Origin of the sequence: Dietzia sp. Alg238-R159 (assembly GCF_900537145.1) — a bacterium.
GTDB classification, from domain to species: Bacteria; Actinomycetota; Actinomycetes; order Mycobacteriales; family Mycobacteriaceae; genus Dietzia; species Dietzia kunjamensis.
On sequence record NZ_UNRI01000005.1, the window covers coordinates 167,321 to 184,054 of the forward strand.

Here is a 16,734-nt window from a genome sequence, read left to right on the forward strand (position 1 = left end):
GCCCACGGGTGGTGAGCCTGACGACGCCTACACGACACGCCGACACAAGTGGTGACCATGACCCCGAAGATCCTCGTCGTCGACGACGACGCCGCACTGGCAGAGATGCTCACCATCGTCCTGCGGGGCGAGGGGTTCGAGACCGAGATCGTCGGCGACGGAGTCCGGGCCATCGAGACGTTCCGCGCGGTGCAGCCCGACCTGGTTCTGCTGGACCTCATGCTGCCGGGCAAGAGCGGGATCGACGTGTGCCGCGAGATCCGCGCCGAGTCCCGGGTGCCGATCGTCATGCTCACGGCCAAGACGGACACCGTCGACGTGGTGCTCGGCCTGGAGTCCGGCGCGGACGACTACATCATGAAGCCCTTCAAGCCGAAGGAGCTGGTGGCCCGCATCCGGGCCCGCCTGCGTCGCGGCGAGGACGAGCCCAGCGAGGTCCTGCACATCGGCGACGTGACGATCGACGTCCCCGCGCACACGGTCACCCGCGAGGGCACGCCGATCCCGCTCACCCCGCTCGAGTTCGACCTCCTGGTGGAACTGGCCCGCAAGCCCCGCCAGGTGTTCACGCGTGAGGTCCTGCTCGAACACGTGTGGGGCTACCGCCACTCGGCCGACACCCGGCTGGTCAACGTCCACGTCCAGCGCCTGCGGGCGAAGATTGAGAAGGACCCCGAGAACCCGGAGGTCGTCCTCACCGTGCGCGGCGTCGGCTACAAGGCCGGTCCGGTCTCGTGACCACCGCTCGTCCCGACGACGCGGTGGCGTCCACCGGGGACGAGCCCGACACCCGGGACGTGACCGACTCGTCACCGACCTTCCGGGAGCGACTGTCCGAACTCGACCCGGCCGCCATCGGCGGTCGGATCGCGCGGCTGTGGCGGCGGTCGCTGCAGCTGCGGGTCGTCACCTCCACGCTGGCGCTGTCGATGGGCGTGATCCTCACGATCGCGTTCATGTTGCAGAGCCAGATGGCCGCCCAGCTGCTGTCGACCAAACTCGATGCGGCCATCGAGCAGGCCAGCAGGCTCCGCCTCACGGTGCAGGCGCAGATCGCCGCCACCGACGAGGGCACGAGCGAGCAGTCCCGGATCGACCAGGCGCGGAGCGCCATCAGCGACCGCGGGCTCGCCTCCGACGGGGACTCCGTCCACGCCGGCACCTTCGACCCGATCCTCGTGGTGCCGGACCAGACCGGCCGCGGCCAGGTGGTCAGCCCCTCCGGGGCGCAGGTGCCACCGGAGCTGCAGTCCCTGGTCCAGCGGGGCAGGATCGCCTCCCAGTACGTCACCGTCGACTTCCGTGGCGAGCAGGTCAAGGCGCTCATGCTCGGCACGCCGACGGACTCCTCCATCCCCGGACTCGAGCTGTACCTCGTCTACCCGCTCACCGCGGAGGAACAGACCCTCGGGATCATGCGGGGGATCGTCGCCACGGCGGGCCTGGCGATCATCGTCCTGTCCGCGGCGATCGCGTGGATAGTGGCCCGGCAGGTCGTCCTGCCCGTGCGGCAGGCGGCCTCCATCGCCCAGCGCTTCGCCAACGGCCACCTCAAGGAACGGATGGTCATCCGCGGCGAGGACGACGTCGCGCGCCTGGCCATGGCGTTCAACGACATGGCGCAGAGCCTGTCGGACCAGATCACCCAGCTCGAGGAGTTCGGTGACCTGCAGAAGCGGTTCACCTCAGATGTCTCCCACGAGCTACGCACCCCGCTGACCACCGTCCGGATGGCGGCGGACATCATCTCCGACTCCGCCGCCGACCTGGACGCCCCCGCCAAACGCGCGGTGGAGCTGCTCGAATCCGAACTCGACCGGTTCGAGAGCCTGCTCACCGACCTGCTCGAGGTCTCCCGCCACGACGCCGGCATGGCCGAGCTCGCGACGGCCGAGATGGACGTGCGTACCTCCGTCGCGGACTCGGTCGGCACCGTGGCCCACATCGCCGAGGCCGCCGGGGTGGAGGTCGAGGTCGACATGCCCGACGAGCCGGTCATGGCCGAGGTCGACTCGCGGCGCGTCGAGCGGATCCTGCGCAACCTCGTGGCGAACGCGCTCGACCACAGTGAGTCCAAGCCGGTGAAGGTCACCCTGCGGTGTTCGGACGCCGCCCTCGCCGTCTCGGTCCGCGACCACGGGGTGGGGCTCAAACCCGGGGAGGAGACCCGGGTGTTCAACCGCTTCTGGCGCGCCGACCCCTCACGGGTGCGACGTTCCGGCGGCACCGGGCTCGGCCTGGCGATCGCCCTCGAGGACGCCAAGCTCCACGGGGGCCGGCTGGACTGCTGGGGCAGCCCGGGGGAGGGGTCCTGCTTCCGTTTGACCATCCCGCGGCGCCGCGGCGGCACCCTCACCTCCAGCCCGCTGCCCCTCACCCCCGAGGACGAGGCCAGGCTCGTGCGTACCGGCTCGCCGACCCCCCTCGAGCGGGTCCCCGGGGCAGGGGAGAGCCGGCCATGACCCGGCCCCGGCCCCGGTCCCTGCTCGTGTCGGTGGCGCTGGCCTGCGCGACCGGGCTTGCGGCGACCGGGTGCGCCACGCTGCCCTCGTCGTCGTCCCCCCAGGTCATCGACACCTTCTCGCCGGAGGGCAGCGAACTGTCGGTCCCCACACCGGTACCGGACCAGGAACCGGACCTCCTGGTCCGCGACTTCCTCAAGGCCGCGGCGATCGCCGATCAGCGGCACGCCGCCGCCCGTCAGTTCCTCACCCCGGACGCCGCCGAGAACTGGGACGACCTCGCGGAGACCATCATCGTGCTGCGCGCCGACCTCAGCGCCGAGGGCGGCCGGTCGGCCGACCGCGCCGAGTACACGCTGCGTGCGGAGAAGGTCGGCACCCTCGACCCCGGCGGCATCTTCCGCGAGGACGTCGGCCAACTCGAGGTCACCATCGGCCTGACCCGCACCGACGGCCAGTGGCGCATCGACGAACTGCCGCCCGGGGTGGTGATCGAGAAGGCCGAGTTCTTGTCGACCTACGCGCAACGGGACCTGTTCTTCCTCTCCGGATCCGGTGACGCGCTCGTCCCGGACCCGCGCTGGACGGCCGCCGACCGCACCGATCTCGAGTACTCGCTCGTCAATCTGCTCGCCACCGGCCCCCGGCCCGGACTCACCGACGCGGTCCTGTCCCGCGTACCCGCCTCCGTCTCCGTCCGCCCCGACGAGGACGAGGACGGCGCCGACGCCGCGGGCACCACCATCGACTTCGCCGGATTGCCGGTCCTCAGCAGCCAGGCCACCACCCAGTTCGCCGCGCAGGTCGTGTGGACCCTCGCCCGCGCCGACGTCCCCGGCCCCTACCGCCTCGAGCGGGACGGCGCCCCCCTCGACGAGCGATACGCGACCGGGTGGACCACCGAGGACGTCCGTGACTTCGACCCCTACCCGCCGGCGGAGCCCATGCGATACGCCCTCACCGCCGCGGACGGGTTGGTGCGGCTCGAGGCCGGCGGCGCACGACCGGCCTCGGGGCCCTGGTCGGAGGTGCGCGGCGGCACCAACGCGGTGATCTCCCACGACGGACGCAACCTCGCCGTGGTGACCGGGGAGGGGGAGATCGGACCGCGCCGTGTCCTGGTGGGGCCGATCGACGGCGCGCCCGCCGAGGCCCTCACCGCCGGGACGGTGGCCGGCCCGACGTTCCACCCGGTGACCGGGCGGGCCTGGGTGCTGGTCGACGACGCGCGACTGCTCCGTATCGGGATGGGCGAGAACGCCCCCGCCGTCCAGGAGATGGACGCCGGGCCGCTGCTCGCCCTCGGGGCGAGGGTGACCGGCCTGCGTATCGACCAGTCCGGAACCCAACTGGCCGTGGTCGTCGACGGCAAGGTGTTCATCGGCGCGTTGTCCGCCGAGACCGGACAACCGCTGCCGGGCACGTTCCGCCAGGTCGGCCGCGCACTCGGGGAGACCGTCACCGCCGTGGCGTGGCGGGACCGGTCCACGATCGTCGTGGGTCGCGACACCACCGAGGCCCCCGTCGCGACCGTCTCCGTGGACGGGGCGATCGCCGAGCCGTTGTCCCAGCGCAACATCTCGGGGCCGGTGACCGCGGTCGCGGCGGCCGGGCGCGAGATCTACGTGGTGGACCGGCGGTCCCTGCTGCGACTCGACACCAGTGCCGACACCGGTGACAGGTACTGGCGGGAGATCGCCGGACTGGCCGCCATCCGCGCGGACCCGGTGGTGGCGGGCTGAGCCGGTGACCGCCGGGGACGAGGGTGCGCCGGCCCGGTGGCGCGGCGGGGAGACCTGGACCGCGGCTCTCGCCGACCTGGTCGTACCCGTGGAATGCGCCGGATGCGGCCGCCCCCGTCACCGGTGGTGCCCGGACTGCGCCGCCACACTCGCGGGCGCCCCGCTGGGAGTGCGGACCCGCGCCGACCTGCGGGTGCCGGTCTGGGCGCTGTCCCGGCACGCCGGCCCGGCCGCCCGGGCGGTGTCCGCCTACAAGGACCGCGGGCGGGCCGACCTGGCACGGCCACTCGGAGCGGCACTGGCCGCGGCCGTCGACGTGCTCCGGGCAGACGGGGAGATCGCGGAGGCGGGCGACCGCCCCACCGTGCTGGTGCCCGCGCCCGCGTCGGCGCGGGCCCGGCGGCGGCGGGGGTTCGACCACGTCCGTGGCGTGGTGGACGTCCTCGCCGCCGAGCTCGCCGGCTCGGTGCCGGGCGGGCCGGTGGTGGTGGCCCCGCTCCTCGAGGTCCGGGGACGGGTGCGGGATGCGGCCGGGCTCGGCGCGCAGGCCCGCGCGGACAATCTCTCGGGGCGGATCCGCCGCCGCCCGGTGGGCGCAGGGTTGCGGGCGACCCCGGGGGCGCCGGCGACCGTGCCCGCCCTGTTGGGGACACCGTCGACCGTGCTCCTCGTCGACGACGTGGTCACCACGGGCGCCACCGCCGCGCAGTGCGTCGCGGTCCTGGACGCGGGCGGGTTGCGCGTCACGGGTGTGCTCGCCGTGACCGCCGCCTGACGGCGGACGACTCCCCGTGGGGGAGGGGTCGACGCGACCTTCGCGGTCCGCGGGTCCGCGCCCACGCGAGGGGGTAGGGTGGGTTTTGGACGCGTTCACCAGCACGTTCGCCGCCTGGCGGCTCCGGTGGACAGCGTCTGCAGAGTATCCACTCAGCCATGTGGGTGGCCCCTTCGGCCGGGATTCCGGGCGGTTACCGGATCGGCCGCAGCGGTCCGCCGCAGGCCCGATGAGGAGGAGCTTCGATGGCGAAGACCCCCGCAGTCCTGCTTGATCCCGCCACCTTCGACGGTCCGTCGACGGACGACCCCGGTACGCCGGAGGCCCCGGTCACCATCCGTGGCCGCAATGTCGAGGTCCCCGAACACTTCGCGAGCCGCATCAACGCCAAGCTCGCGAAGATCGAGAAGATCTCGCCGGCCATCCAACGGTTCGACGTGATCCTGCTGCACGAGAACAACCCGCGGCTGTCCAAGGTGAGCCAGCGCATCGAGATCACCCTCAAGGGCAAGCCCGGCGTCGCTCGCGCGGAGGCGGCCGAGGACACCTTCTACGCGGCCCTCGAGTCGGCGGTCGCCAAGCTCGAGCGTCAGATGCGCAAGGCCCGCACGCGGCGCAAGATCAGCCACTCCGGCCACCGGCGCCCCCAGTCCGTCGCCGAGGCGACCGCCGAGCTGACGGCCGACGCCGCCCCGGCCGAGATGCTGGACGGGGTCGACGGCGCCGAGTACGACGACGGGGTCGACGAGCAGATGCCGGGACAGATCGTGCGGAAGAAGGAGCACGACGGCGCCCCGATGTCGGTCGACGAGGCACTCGAGAAGATGGAGCTGGTGGGCCACGACTTCTATCTCTTCCGGGATACCGAGACCGGACGCGCCACCGTCGTCTACCGCCGGCACGCGTTCGACTACGGGCTCATCACCCTGAGCGACGAGGGCTGACGGCCCCGTCCCGTAACCCCCGAGGGCGGTCCGGTCCCCCCTGACCGGACCGCCCTCGGCGTGTCACGACGGCCCACAGCGCCTAGGATGAGGACGGGCCCGCGTGTCGCCACGCAGGTCGCCGTATCCACGACCACTTCCCCGACCACGAGGACGTTCGAGACTGTGTCGATTCTTTCCAAGCTGCTCCGTGCCGGCGAGGGGCGAAAGCTCAAGAAGTACACCGCTCTCGCCGACTACGTGGACACACTCGCCGACGAGACGGAGAAGCTGAGCGACGACGAACTGCGGGCAAAGACCGACGAGTTCAGGCGTCGCGTCGCCGACGGGGAGACGTTGGACGAGCTCCTCCCGGAGGCCTTCGCGGTGGCCCGCGAGGCGGCCCACCGGGTCCTCGGTCAGAAGCCCTACAAGGTGCAGATCATCGGCGCCATCGTGCTGCACACCGGCTCGGTCGCCGAGATGAAGACCGGCGAGGGCAAGACCCTGACCTGTGTGTTGCCGGCCTACCTCAACGCCCTCGCCGGGAACGGCGTGCACGTGGTCACCGTCAACGACTACCTGGCCAAGCGCGACGCGGAATGGATGGGTCGCGTCCACCGCTTCCTGGGCCTGTCGGTGGGAGCGATCCTCGGCGGGATGACCCCGGCGCAGCGCCGCGAGGCCTACCACGCCGACATCACCTACGGCACCAACAACGAGTTCGGCTTCGACTACCTGCGCGACAACATGGCGCACGACACCGCCGACCTGGTCCAGCGCGGCCACAACTACGCGATCGTGGACGAGGTCGACTCGATCCTCATCGACGAGGCGCGGACCCCGCTCATCATCTCGGGACCCGCCGACGGTTCCAGCAAGTGGTACGGCGAGTTCGCACGCATCGCGCCGCTGCTGGAGGAGGGGACCCACTACGAGGTCGACCGCAAGAAGCGGACCATCGGCGTGACCGAGCAGGGCGTGGAGTTCGTCGAGGACCAGCTGGGGATCGACAACCTCTACGAGGCCGCGAACTCGCCCCTGGTGAGCTACCTGAACAACTCCATCAAGGCCAAGGAGCTGTTCACCAAGGACAAGGACTACATCGTCCGCGACGGTGACGTGATCATCGTCGACGAGTTCACCGGCCGCGTCCTCGACGGGCGTCGCTACAACGAGGGCATGCACCAGGCGATCGAGGCCAAGGAGCGGGTCGAGATCAAGGCCGAGAACCAGACGCTGGCCACCATCACCCTGCAGAACTACTTCCGGCTCTACGACAAGCTGGCGGGCATGACGGGCACGGCCGAGACCGAGGCCGCCGAGCTCTACTCGATCTACAAGCTCGAGGTCATGCCCATCCCGACCAACCGGCCGATGGCCCGCGAGGACCAGGCGGACCTCATCTACAAGACGGAGGAGGCGAAGTTCGCCGCCGTCGTGGAGGACATCGCCGAGCGGGTCGAGAAGAAGCAGCCGGTGCTCGTGGGCACCGCCTCGGTCGAGCGCAGTGAGCACCTGTCCAAGCTGCTCACGCGCAAGGGCATCAAGCACCACGTCCTCAACGCCAAGTTCCACGCCTCGGAGGCGCAGATCATCGCGCAGGCCGGACGGCCCGGTGCGGTCACGGTCGCCACGAACATGGCCGGCCGCGGCACCGACATCGTCCTCGGCGGCAACGCCGACATCATCGCCGACCTCAACCTGCGCGAGCGCGGACTCGACCCGGTCACCACCCCGGAGGAGTACGAGCAGGCCTGGGACACCGAGATCGAGCGGATGCGCACGCTCACCAAGGAGGAGGCGGAGCGGGTCCGCCAGGCCGGTGGCCTGTACGTGCTCGGCACCGAGCGGCACGACTCGCGGCGCATCGACAACCAGCTGCGCGGGCGCTCGGGACGTCAGGGCGACCCGGGCGAGTCACGCTTCTACCTCTCACTGGGTGACGAGCTCATGAGGCGCTTCAACGGTGCTGCCGTCGAGGCGATCATGAATCGCCTGAGCCTGCCCGACGACGTGCCGATCGAGGCCGGCATGGTCTCGCGGGCCGTGAAGAACGCCCAGACGCAGGTCGAGTCGCAGAACTTCGAGATCCGCAAGGACGTCCTCAAGTACGACGAGGTGATGAACCAGCAACGCACGGTGATCTACCGTGAGCGCAAGCGGATCCTCGAGGGCGAGGACATCACCGACCAGGTCGAGTCGATGATCTACCAGGTCGTCAGCGCCTACGTCGACGGTGCCACCGCCGAGGGGTACGTCGAGGACTGGGACCTGGACAAGCTGTGGGACGCGCTCCACCAGCTCTACCCGGTGACGATCGCGGCGCAGGACATCATCGACGGCGACGAGTACGGGTCGTCCGGCGACCTGTCCGCCAAGAACCTCAAGGACGCCGTCCTCGACGACGTCTTCGCCCGCTACGACGAGCGTGAGGCAGAGATCGAGGGCATCGGTGGCGAGGGTGCCATGCGTCAGCTCGAGCGGTCGGTCATGCTGCAGGTCCTCGACCGGAAGTGGCGCGAGCACCTCTACGAGATGGACTACCTCAAGGAGGGCATCGGCCTCCGCGCGATGGCCCAGCGTGACCCGCTCGTCGAGTACCAGCGCGAGGGCTACGACATGTTCTCGGTGATGATGGACGGCGTCCGTGAAGAGACGGTGGCGTTCCTCTTCAACGTCAAGGTCGAGGCCAACCAGCAGCAGAAGGCGATGGCCGGTCCCTCCGCGTCGCAGGCGGCGGCACTCGCCGGCGCCAACCCGATCCTCCGGGCCGCCGGTACCGGCCGGGATGTGAGTGCGGACCAGATGCAGTTCTCCGGCCCGTCGGAGAGTGGCGACCCGGAGCTGGTCGACGAGGGTGCCTCCGCGAACCGGGCGGAGCGGCGGTCTCAGGAGCGGCAGCAGCGCGCAGAGCGCCGCGAGAGGGCGGCCAAGGCCGCCACGAGGGGCCGCCGGGACTGACCCGGCACCCCCGCGCGGCCCGCGGGATGGTTCAGACCAACCTGAGGGCCACGCAGCCGGCACCGGTGGGGGTGACCCGAATGCGGGCCGCGACGGCGAACAGTCGCGGCCCGCGGGCGTACGTGGCGCAGACCTCGTAGTCCACCGCCTCCGCGTCCGGCGCTCGTCCGGGGTCGGCCGTGCGGCCTTCCGACCTGCCGGGCTCCGACCTGCCGGGCTCCGACCTGCCGGGCTCCGACCTGCCGGGCTCCGCCCGACCGGGGTCGGCGGCGTGGATGTGCAGCCGGTGAACCCTGGCCGGTCCCAGGTGCTGTCCGGGCACACCGTCACGCGCGAGCGTGCGCAGCATCTCTGCGAGATGGGGCGGGAACGCGCCCCTGGTGTGGTGCGGGGCCCGCCTGCGATCCACGACTTCCAGAGCCATGACGACCAGGGCGTGTGCGGCCCGCCGCGCGGGGACCGGGACGCCGCGTTCCGGAGCCGGCACCGGCCTGGCGGGCGGGGTGACGACGCACTCCCGATCCGTCGTCCCCGCGGCCCCCGGCACTCCCGGCGCGGGTTCGGTGGAGGGTAGGGGCCGGACGCGGCCGGCCTCCCGATCGGTTTCGGCCGACCGGTGAGGCCGCACCGTCGTGGGTGGCGAAACGGGCGTCGGTGCCATCTGGGGTCTGCTCCCTCCCGCGCCGGACCCGGGGTGGTCTGGCGTGCTCTACCCCTCATGACGCGCCGGAACGGGCGCCCGGTTCCACCTCGCCTACTGCACCGTGCCCGGGTGTTGCCTAGGCTGTCCCCATGCGTGGACTGATAGTCGACTACTTCGGGGTGCTGGACGGCACGGAGGAGGACCGTGAGAACTGGCGGTCGATCCTGACCGGTGCGAGGGCGAATGACGTCCGTCTCGCCGTGCTGAGCAATGAACCCGAGGGGCCGGGGGCGGACCGTGTCCGGGAGGACGCCCGCGATCTCGGGATCGAGCACGTGGTGCTCAGCGGTGTGACCGGGGTGGAGAAGCCCGAGCCCGAGGCGTTCCTGGAGGCGGCGCGCCGGCTCGAACTCGAGCCGCGGGAGTGCGTGATGGTCGACGACGCCATCGAGAACGTCCTCGGCGCCGTGCGGACCGGCATGATCGGCGTGTTCTACCAGGTGTTCGATCGTGCGGCCGTGGAGATCCGGGGACTCCTCGGGTTGGACGAGGTGGTCTGACACCGTGGCGACCAGGTTGGCCACCGCGGACGCGGATCTGCTCCTCGGTGACGCCGCGCGTTCCCGGAGCAGGCACTCGTGCTCGTTGGCGCTGGTCGCCAGGGACGAACCGTGGGACATCGACCGCGTCATGGAGTTCGTCGACGCCCGCCTGGCCGACGCGCCCCGGTACCGTCAACGGATCCGGCACATCCCCTTCTCCCTGGCCAGGGCCGTGTGGGTGGACGACCCGGACTTCGACCTCAGTTTCCACGTCCGGCGGTCGGCGCTCCCCGCTCCCGGCGGGATGCGGCAGCTGGCCGACCTCGTGGCGCGGCTCGTCGACAGGCCACTGGAGGCGGATCGCCCGCTGTGGGAGCTGTACCTCATCGAAGGGCTTCCGGATGGACGGTTGGCGATCCTCACCAAGACGCACCATGCGCTGCTGGGCGGTCCCCACGCCGTGGATCTCGCCCAGGTGCTCGTGACGGACGAGCGGGCCTCCGCGGATGTCGACGAGGTCGCCACGTGGACCCCGGTGCCGGCGCCCGGGGACGGGGTCCTCGTCCTGGACGCGCTCATGACCATCGCGACCGACCCCCTGGAGCTGGTGCGCCGCTCGGCCCGCCTGGCTCACGCGCTGGAGCGGGCCACCCGCGGACTGGTCGGCGCGGCGAATCTGTCGGTGCTCCGTCCCGCAGGCGGTCTGGCGGAGATGTTCCGCACCACCCGTCCCCGCGGGAGCCGGGTGGGGTTGGCGTCCTTCCCCCTCGCGCAGGCGCGGGAGATCGCGCGCGAGCACTCCTGCAAGGTGAATGACGTCGTGCTCGCCGTGCTCTGCGGGGCTCTGCGGTCCTGGATCCTGTCGAGCGGCCACCCCCTGTCCACCTCGGACACGCTCAGGGCGATCGTGCCGATGGCGGTGACCTCGGAGGCCGACGGGTCGGAGAACCAGAGCGAGGCCACCTCGGCGGAGATCGCCTCGGCGCTCATCGGCATGCCGGTCGGGGAGCCCAATCCCCGTATGCGTCTGGCGCAGATCGCCCGCGAGACGGCCACCCAGCGTCATCCGCGTGAGGCCGTGGGGGCCAAATCCCTGGCGCGGCTGTCCGGGTTCGCTCCGCCCACATTGCACGCGCTGGCCTCCCGGGCGGCGATCATGTTGCCGTCGGAGAGCTACGACCTGGTCGTCACCAACGCGCCCGGCCCCCAGCGCAAGGTGTTCTGGGGCGATGGCGAACTCGTCGAGGTCTACCCCGTCCCGGCCCTGCTCGAGGGGCAGGCGCTGGCCGTGTCGATGAGCAGCTATGCCGGGACCGTGTACTGCGGGTTCACCTCGGATCGCCAGGCCGTCCCGGACGTGGAGGAGATCGGAGAGCTCATCTCGTCCGCGTTGGACGAGCTCACCGGCACCGCCGGTTGAGCAGCACCGCCTGCTGACCATCACCCGCCCGAGGAGAGTCCATCATGCGTTTGTTCGTCCCCGCCACCATGGCGATGCTCGAGACCCTGCTCGAGGCAGGGGAGATGCCCGTGCGGAGCGGCACCGCGTTCGCGGCGACCCCCGCGCTCATCGAGTCCTACGCCGAGGGCGACATGGAGGAGATCGAACACGTGGCGTTCCTCGAGGCCGCGCGGGCGTCGCTCCGGCTGCTCGGCGGTGAACTCGACTCCGGCGCCGCGCACGAGGCCCACCCGTACCGGCGGGTCGTGGTGAGCGCGGACGTCCCCGACGGGCGGGTGCAGCCGCGGCCGGACCTGGACACCGCCGTGGTGCGGCTGGACGGTGCCACGGTGGGGACCGCGGAGATCGCCGCCGTCCACGTTGATCTGGCCGGGGCCGTGGACCTGGTGAAGGACGCGGTCGAGGTGGTGGACCGTGCGGATCTGGGGGACGAGGACGCCGAGCTCACCGTCGGTGACGCCCTCGACGTGGACCTGGCGTGGTACGACGCGGTGGAACTGCCGTTCCTGCTCACGCTGCTCTAGGGGTGCGGGCGCACCCGGGCCGGACACCGCCCGGATGCCGGGACTGCCCCGATCGCCTGCGGACCCGGGTCGACGGCGTGGAGAATCGGCCCGGGGGATCCCGCCGGACGGGAACCTACGCTACCGTAGGTTCATAGTCCGGAAGCGGCGGTCCGACCCCCGGGCCGCGGGGATCCGTTTTCAAGGAGGCACCAGTGTCCGAGTCGAGAAGTGGGCTCAATCGCGTCCTGCGTGCGGCGGCCGCGCGGGTTCCGGAGCCGCGGGGGGCGCGTACGTTCCTCAACCGCCTCACCCACCCGCTGCGGATGGATGACTACTCGTCGCTCATCTACCCGCTGTGGTCGTCCCGCGAGCTGCGCGGCGAGATCGTCTCCGTGCGCCGTGAGGCCGACGACGCGGTGACCCTCGTGATCAAGCCGGGCTGGGGCGCCACGCCCGAGTACCGCCCCGGTCAGTACCTGGGGATCGGCGTCCTGCTCAACGGCCGGTGGACCTGGCGCTCGTACTCGTTGACGTCGGCGCCCACGACGGGGCGTGGCGAGTACTCGGTGACGGTCAAGGCCCTGCCGGAGGGGCTGCTGAGCAACCATATCGTCGGAACGGTCGAGCCGGGGATGATCGTCCGGCTGCAGGCGCCGGCCGGTGATTTCCACCTGCCCTCGCCCACGCCCGAGAAGCTGATGTTCGTCACCGCCGGCTCGGGCATCACCCCGGTGATGGGCATGCTGCGGTCGCTGGACCGCCGCTCGGCCGACGAGGGGTTCCCCGACGTGGTGCACGTCCACTCGATCCGCGACCGTGATGACGCGCTGTTCCACGACGAGCTCCTCGCGCTGGAGCGCACCCAGCCGGGTTACACGCTGCACCTGCGGGTGACCAGCGAGGACGGCCGCATCGACTCCGAGCAGATGTCGGCGCTCGTGCCGGACTGGTCGGAGCGTCCCACCTGGGCGTGCGGGCCCTCGGCGATGCTCGACGAGCTGACCGAGCACTTCGAGGCAACGGGACGGGACGACCTCCACATGGAGCGTTTCACCGTGGACCGCAACGCGGGCGCGTCGGGCGGGACCGTCAAGTACGGCTCGACTGACAAGACGGTGGAGCTCGACGGGGCCACCACGATCCTCGAGGGCGGGGAGAGCGTGGGCGTGCAGATGCCGTTCGGCTGCCGGATGGGTATCTGCCAGACGTGCGTCGTGGGCCTGGAGGAGGGCCACGTCCGCGACCTGCGCAACGGCACCGACCACGGTCCGGGGGAGCGGATCCAGACCTGCGTCTCGGTGGCGCTGGGGGACGTCGAGATCAAGATCTGATCGGCCGCCCGGCCGGCGCCCCCGTGAGGCCCGGGTGCCGGCCGGGCCACACCCGGCCGCCGGGCCACGCCCCGCCGCAGTCCACCGGATCAGTCCTGGTCGAACCCCAGCGCCCACGGGTCGTTGGACTGTAGCGCCCCGAGGAGTTCCCGCACCGCGAGCGCCCGCCGGTGCACGGCGGGGTCGGTGACGGCGTCGAAGGCGCACTCGGGGTCCGCGGGCGGGCCCTGGTGGGTGCATCCGCGCGGGCACGCGCCGGCGATCTCGTCGAGGTCGGAGAACGCGGCCACCACGTCGTCGGGGGAGACGTGCGCCAGCCCGAAACTGCGGATGCCGGGGGTGTCCACCACCCAGCCGCCCGTCGCCAGTTCGAGTGCGACGGACTGCGTGGAGGTGTGTCGGCCCTTGCCGACGCCGGAGACCACGCCCGTCGCCCTGTAGGCATCGGGGACCAGGCGGTTGACCAACGTCGATTTGCCGACGCCCGAGTGCCCGATCATCGCGGAGATCCGGCCGTCGATCAGGTCATGGAGATCGTCCAGCTCGTCGTCGACCCCCACCCGCAGGACCGGCACGTCGAGTTCGGCGAATTCGGCGGCGAACACCGACGGGTCGTCCAGGTCGCCCTTGGTCAGGCACAGGACCGGGTCCAGCCCCCCGGTGTAGGCGGCGACGAGGGCGCGGGCGACGAACCCGGCGCGCGGCGGGGGGTCGGCGACGGCCACGACGATGAGCAGGAGCTCGGCGTTGGCCACCACGACCCGCTCGTAGGGGTCGGAGTCGTCGGCGGTCCGGCGCAGCACCGTCGAGCGTTCCTCGACGCGAACGATCCGGGCGAGGGTGTCGCGCGCGCCGGTGAGGTCGCCGACGACGCCCACGCGGTCACCCACCACCACGGGGGTCCGGCCGAGCTCGCGGGCCCGCATGGCGACGACGCGGGTCCCGGCGGTGTGGTCGGGGCCGTCGTCGAGCAGCACGCAGCCCCAGCGCCCGCGGTCCACGGCGACGATCATCGCGGCGGCGGCGTCGTCATGGCTGGGCCGACGTTTGGTCCTGGGGCGTGAGCCCTTCCCGGGCCGGATCCGGACGTCGGACTCGTCCCACCCCCGTGCGCTGCCCGCACCCCGTCCGCTCGGCATGGCCGCCCGTCAGCCCTGTCCGGCGAGCATGTCGGCCCACATCGCGGTGAAGCCGGGCATGGTCTTGGAGGTGGACTCGACGTCGTCGACCCCGACGCCCGGGGCCACGAGGCCGATGATGGCGCCGGCGGTGGCCATGCGGTGGTCGGCGTAGGCGCGCCAGGGCGCGCCGTGCAGCGGGGCCGGGGTGATCTCGAGGCCGTCGTCGAGCTCGGTGACGCCGCAGCCCACGGCGCCGAGTTCCGCGGCGAGCGCGGCGAGGCGGTCGGTCTCGTGTCCGCGCAGGTGCGCGATGCCGGTGAGCCGGGAGGGGCCGTCGGCGAGCGCGCACAGGGCGGCGACGGTGGGCGTGAGCTCGCCGATGGCGGACAGGTCCAGGTCCACGGGGGACAGGCGTGAGGGGCCGACGACGACGAGGGTGCCATGGCCCGCACCGTCGGCGTCCTCGAGGGTGACGGTGGCGCCCATGGCCTGCAGGATGACGCGGATGGCGTCCCCGGGCTGGGTGGTGGCGGCGGGCCAGTGCGGGACGCGGACGGTCCCGCCGGTGACCGCGGCGGCGGCGAGGAACGGGGTGGCGTTGGACAGGTCCGGTTCGACGACCCTGTCGACGGCGTCGATCGGACCCGGCGCGACCCGCCACGAGGACGGGGTCGGTTGGTCGACGGTGACGCCGGACTCGCGGAGCATCTCCAGCGTCATCTCGATGTGCGGCCCGGAGGGGACAGGCGAGGCGCCGACGTGGACCAACTCGGCGCCCTCGTCGAACCGCGCGGCGGAGAGCAGCAGGCCGGAGACGAACTGCGAGGAGGCGGAGGCGTCCATCTCGACGCGGCCGCCCCGCAGCGAGCCGGCGCCGTCGACGGTGAACGGCAGGCTGTCCCCGGCGATCCGGGCACCCAGTGCGCGCAGGGCGTCGAGCACGGTGGCCTGCGGTCGGACACGGGCCGCGGGGTCACCGTCGAAGGTGGAACGGCCGGTCGCCAGGGCGGCGACCGACGGGACGAATCGCATCACCGTGCCGGCCAGTCCACACTCGACGTCGGCGCCCCGCAGCTCACCGGGGGTGATGACGAGGTCGGTGTCACCCGGGCCGAGCGGTCCGGACGGTCCCTCGATGCGTGTCCCCAGCGCCTGCAGCGCGCCGATCATGAGATCGGTGTCCCGACTGCGCAGCGTGCCGACCAGGCGGGAGGGGCCGTCGGCCAGCGCCGCGAGCACCAGAGCACGGTTGGTCAGTGACTTGGACCCGGGGATGGTGACGTCGGCGTCGACGGGGCCGGCGGCGACGGGCGCGTTCCAATGACTCACCTGGTCATTGTCGCCCATCGAGGCGGCATCCGCCGGACCCGGGTGCGAGGATGTCGGCATGTGTGGACGGTTCTCCCTCTCCTCGGACCCGGCGCTGCTCGCGGTGGAGCTGGACGCGGTCGACGAGGCGAGCTCCCCGCCTCCCGGTCTGTTCCCCGCCTCCGCGCCCCGGGCGCCGCGGTTCAACATCGCGCCCACCACCACGATCCCGGTTCTGGCACTGGACGTCCCGCGGTCCGAGAGGCTCGTCGAGCCGGCCGGATCGGCGGCGACGGCGGGTCAGGGCGTGACCCCTGGCCCGGGCGCGGCGGCGGGCACGGCGACGCCCCGGCGGGTGCTCCGGGCGATGCGGTGGGGGCTCGTTCCCTCGTGGGCGGGGGACTCACAGCGGCTGCCGAACCTGTTCAACGCCCGGGTGGAGACCGCGTACTCCAAGCCGTCGTTCCGGTCCGCGGTGGCCCGCCGGCACTGCGTGATTCCGATGGACGGCTGGTACGAGTGGGTGGCGGGCGAGCCCGCGACCCCCGGCGGGAAGGCGGGGCCCAAGCAGCCGTACTTCATGAGCCTGCCGGGGGACCGCGGCCTGCTCATGGCCGGGTTGTGGGAGGCCCGACGGGACCCGGTGGACGAGACGGTCACCCAACTGTCGTGCACGATCCTCACCACGGAGGCGCTCGGGTCGCTGCGCCGGGTGCACGACCGGATGCCGCTGGTGGTCCGCCCCGAGGTGCTCGGGGACTGGCTCGATACCGCCGTCATGCGTGACCCGCGTGCCCTGGTGGACGGCGCGGGCGGTGACCTGGGCGAGTGGGCCGAGTCGGTGGAGATCAGGCCGGTGTCGCGGGCGGTGTCCACTGTCCGCAACGACGGCCCGGAGCTGGTGCGGCCGGTCGACCCCGCCGAGGGGATGCTCTTCTAGGCGGTCGGGACCGGG

General features: G+C 72.0%; 14 protein-coding genes. 11 read left to right on the forward strand and 3 right to left on the reverse strand.

All coding sequences use genetic code 11. The annotated features are described in order from the left end of the window. Nucleotides 1-48: 48 nt before the first annotated feature. The 6 genes from mtrA (at nucleotide 49) to secA (ending at nucleotide 8,866) form a co-directional block, all read left to right on the forward strand. Nucleotides 49-738: an MtrAB system response regulator MtrA gene (mtrA, locus tag G6R20_RS13170; RefSeq protein ID WP_172815690.1), complete on the forward strand. Its 690-nt coding sequence runs from the start codon at nucleotides 49-51 to the stop codon at nucleotides 736-738. Next, a complete protein-coding gene (gene mtrB / locus G6R20_RS13175; RefSeq protein ID WP_120286163.1) occupies nucleotides 735-2,462 on the forward strand; it encodes an MtrAB system histidine kinase MtrB in 1,728 nt (575 codons plus the stop codon). Before mtrA ends, mtrB begins: the two co-directional genes overlap by 4 nt. Further along, nucleotides 2,459-4,204 (forward strand): LpqB family beta-propeller domain-containing protein, encoded by a 1,746-nt coding sequence (locus G6R20_RS13180; RefSeq protein WP_163376653.1) that lies wholly within the window; start codon nucleotides 2,459-2,461, stop codon nucleotides 4,202-4,204. Before mtrB ends, G6R20_RS13180 begins: the two co-directional genes overlap by 4 nt. A gap of 4 nt (nucleotides 4,205-4,208) precedes the next feature. After that, nucleotides 4,209-4,979 carry a ComF family protein gene (locus tag G6R20_RS13185; RefSeq protein WP_167457921.1) on the forward strand — a complete coding sequence of 257 codons (771 nt, stop codon included), beginning with the start codon at nucleotides 4,209-4,211 and terminating at the stop codon, nucleotides 4,977-4,979. Between the two features lie 245 nt (nucleotides 4,980-5,224). Further along, entirely contained in the window at nucleotides 5,225-5,923 is a 699-nt protein-coding gene (gene raiA, locus G6R20_RS13190; protein WP_069388695.1) for a ribosome-associated translation inhibitor RaiA, read from the forward strand. 165 nt (nucleotides 5,924-6,088) lie between these two features. Further along, nucleotides 6,089-8,866, forward strand: coding sequence for a preprotein translocase subunit SecA (secA, locus tag G6R20_RS13195; protein WP_067712293.1), 2,778 nt, complete (start codon nucleotides 6,089-6,091; stop codon nucleotides 8,864-8,866). A 31-nt stretch (nucleotides 8,867-8,897) separates the two neighbouring features. Here the strand turns inward: secA and G6R20_RS13200 are convergent, their stop codons facing one another. Beyond that, entirely contained in the window at nucleotides 8,898-9,290 is a 393-nt protein-coding gene (locus G6R20_RS13200; protein ID WP_240341453.1) for a hypothetical protein, read from the reverse strand. Between the two features lie 368 nt (nucleotides 9,291-9,658). Here G6R20_RS13200 and G6R20_RS13205 point away from each other — a divergent pair, with 368 nt between their 5' ends. The 4 genes from G6R20_RS13205 (at nucleotide 9,659) to G6R20_RS13220 (ending at nucleotide 13,350) form a co-directional block, all read left to right on the forward strand. Continuing rightward, on the forward strand, nucleotides 9,659-10,069 hold the full coding sequence (locus G6R20_RS13205) for an HAD-IA family hydrolase (protein WP_067712297.1): 411 nt from the start codon (nucleotides 9,659-9,661) through the stop codon (nucleotides 10,067-10,069). A 4-nt stretch (nucleotides 10,070-10,073) separates the two neighbouring features. After that, nucleotides 10,074-11,471, forward strand: a complete 1,398-nt coding sequence (locus G6R20_RS13210) for a wax ester/triacylglycerol synthase family O-acyltransferase (RefSeq protein WP_163376654.1) — start codon at nucleotides 10,074-10,076, stop codon at nucleotides 11,469-11,471. 44 nt (nucleotides 11,472-11,515) lie between these two features. Next, nucleotides 11,516-12,037: a hypothetical protein gene (locus G6R20_RS13215; RefSeq protein ID WP_067712302.1), complete on the forward strand. Its 522-nt coding sequence runs from the start codon at nucleotides 11,516-11,518 to the stop codon at nucleotides 12,035-12,037. Nucleotides 12,038-12,231: 194 nt separating this feature from the next. Further along, a complete protein-coding gene (locus G6R20_RS13220; RefSeq protein WP_067712304.1) occupies nucleotides 12,232-13,350 on the forward strand; it encodes a ferredoxin reductase in 1,119 nt (372 codons plus the stop codon). 89 nt (nucleotides 13,351-13,439) lie between these two features. On the opposite strand, the gene rsgA is transcribed toward G6R20_RS13220, so the two are convergent. After that, nucleotides 13,440-14,489 (reverse strand): ribosome small subunit-dependent GTPase A, encoded by a 1,050-nt coding sequence (gene rsgA / locus G6R20_RS13225; RefSeq protein WP_067712307.1) that lies wholly within the window; start codon nucleotides 14,487-14,489, stop codon nucleotides 13,440-13,442. A gap of 9 nt (nucleotides 14,490-14,498) precedes the next feature. Continuing rightward, the gene (aroA, locus tag G6R20_RS13230; RefSeq protein WP_240341454.1) at nucleotides 14,499-15,860 is read right to left on the reverse strand and encodes a 3-phosphoshikimate 1-carboxyvinyltransferase; all 1,362 of its coding nucleotides are present in this window, start codon (nucleotides 15,858-15,860) and stop codon (nucleotides 14,499-14,501) included. Between aroA and G6R20_RS13235 the strand changes: the two genes are divergently transcribed. Then, nucleotides 15,859-16,719 carry an SOS response-associated peptidase gene (locus tag G6R20_RS13235; protein WP_163376655.1) on the forward strand — a complete coding sequence of 287 codons (861 nt, stop codon included), beginning with the start codon at nucleotides 15,859-15,861 and terminating at the stop codon, nucleotides 16,717-16,719. The two genes, aroA and G6R20_RS13235, sit on opposite strands and share 2 nt — an antisense overlap. The last annotated feature ends 15 nt before the right edge of the window (nucleotides 16,720-16,734 follow it).